Genomic DNA, 1,946 nt, shown 5'->3' on the forward strand with positions numbered 1-1,946 from the left:
CAACATAGGAATCATCTCATCACTTTCATATTCCGCTAAAAAACTAGCAATCTGCTTCTCTACACCTGAAAGTGAATAAAAACTTTCTTCCCGTGGTGGTACAGACATCTCGAACCAATCTCTATTGTCTACTTCAAATTCCAAGAGCGCCCTAGCATCACTTGTTTGAAGTAAATGCAAAAATACATCCATACGAGTACTCCCAATGGTTATTTCGAAAGCCTTGCCTACGATTGAAATTCGAGTACCCAAATCTCTGAGTAAACGGTACGTCACTACTTATTTCAGAGTTAGCAGCTGAAAGTGAGGTTCTAGTGGGCATAGGAAGATATTTTTTAATAGAAGTGAATGGGGCGTGACATTTAAGCAACCCACCCCATCAATTATATACATACTTAACGACTACGGTTTACTCGATACTACCCAATTAGTTCCGTCAGTACTTTTTTCGTATACAGAAGTTTGATCTGACGATGTTATTCTTCGTGAATATGTCGTCGGAGATGCACGAAAGAGTGTTTTCCAATAGGTGATTTCTTTACTCTGATCATTAACTATCTTTGACCGTATGACCTTAGATGCGTCACCTAATTCATTACTAGAGTAATCTTTATATCTACCCATAATGTTTGTTTTGATATTTTCAGTATCTAAACTATTTAAATGACTTTTAACATTAACGACTGTCGATAATCCAAAGTCATCGCCTTTTCCAAAAGTATGCTCATTCCAGTCGACATAAGTACGATTTAATTGTTCTTTGATGCTCTTGTTATATTTCCAAGTTGAAGTAGTTCTAGAGACTATTTTATTTGTTAGATCCAGAGATTGACAATTTACTAAGTTATGTATATTACCATCGTAGGCAATGTTAGATAGTACATTATCAAATTTATCATCTTTAATAATGATTTTCTCTGTGAATGTACACCCCGGACGGATGCTGCTATTAAAGTTGTTAATACTAGCAATATCAAAAGTATTGTTGTAAACACCCCACTGAGTTGAAAGGTTAACCGATGTGGACTCAGACAACACTTCCACCTCTGTTAACAAATCATCGCTCATTTTTGTGGTTGTTTGCTTTGCTGATTGATTAGTACCTAGAGAAGAAATATAAACCTTTTTATACCAATTCCTAGCGCCGTTTTCATCTTTGAAGTAGTAATGAACTTGCACATAGCTATTGGGGTTGGTTTGTTGTAAATCTTTTGTATCTGTGAACGATTTCTTTAGACCTGTTACGATATTTTGGGCCTTTAAGGCAAGGTCACTATCTTCGGATGCAATAAAGTCACCATAAATTTTAGCCTCAGAAATATTATATGTGCGAATTGTTTCTGTAAGAGCATGCTCTAACGCTTGAGCCTGTTTAGTTTGTTTTTCTATATCGCTCATTAGATCCTGACACGTATAGTTACTTTTACCATTACTGGTTTCTACTGTCGCCCATAAAGATGAAGTTAAAGGGGTGATAAAACGGTTTTTGAAATCGACCTGTTCTTTAAATTCAGGGGGTAAGACCATACGATAAGCATTTTTTACAGGCCCCAAATCTTCATCAATAGCGCCAACAGGAACATCTACTATCGTTGGAGCATAACCAAGGCATTTATCTTGGGTTTCATTTAGGTCAAGCTCATAACTACCACCTTTTGTAGTTAAAGCTCTAGGTTCAGTGTTTGCGTTATACTTACCATCATTATTTATATCTAGAAAAACGGTAGCGCCTACAATATAACCATCGATTACTTTTCCAGTAGCTTTTTTGTGAATTGTCGGATTACTCCCACCATCACCGCCACCACCACAAGCTGATAAAGCCAGAACGCACAAAATTGGTATCATCATTTTCATTTAAATGGATCTCTATTATTTGTTGAGATTTAAAAATATTAAAATAGTAATACTCTTAAATTAGTTAACGAATTCGATTTTGTTTAATG

General features: G+C 35.8%; 1 protein-coding gene and 1 pseudogene. Both read right to left on the reverse strand.

Going from position 1 to position 1,946, the window contains the following annotated elements; all coding sequences use genetic code 11:
* Nucleotides 1-192: pseudogene (locus AB4653_RS27785) on the reverse strand (N-acetyltransferase); the annotation flags it as partial.
* Between the two features lie 210 nt (nucleotides 193-402).
* On the reverse strand, nucleotides 403-1,857 hold the full coding sequence (locus tag AB4653_RS27790) for a hypothetical protein (RefSeq protein WP_009845507.1): 1,455 nt from the start codon (nucleotides 1,855-1,857) through the stop codon (nucleotides 403-405).
* Nucleotides 1,858-1,946 lie beyond the last annotated feature (89 nt).

Source organism: Vibrio sp. 10N.222.48.A3 (assembly GCF_041475345.1).
In the GTDB taxonomy this organism is placed as follows: Bacteria; Pseudomonadota; Gammaproteobacteria; order Enterobacterales; family Vibrionaceae; genus Vibrio; species Vibrio tasmaniensis_A.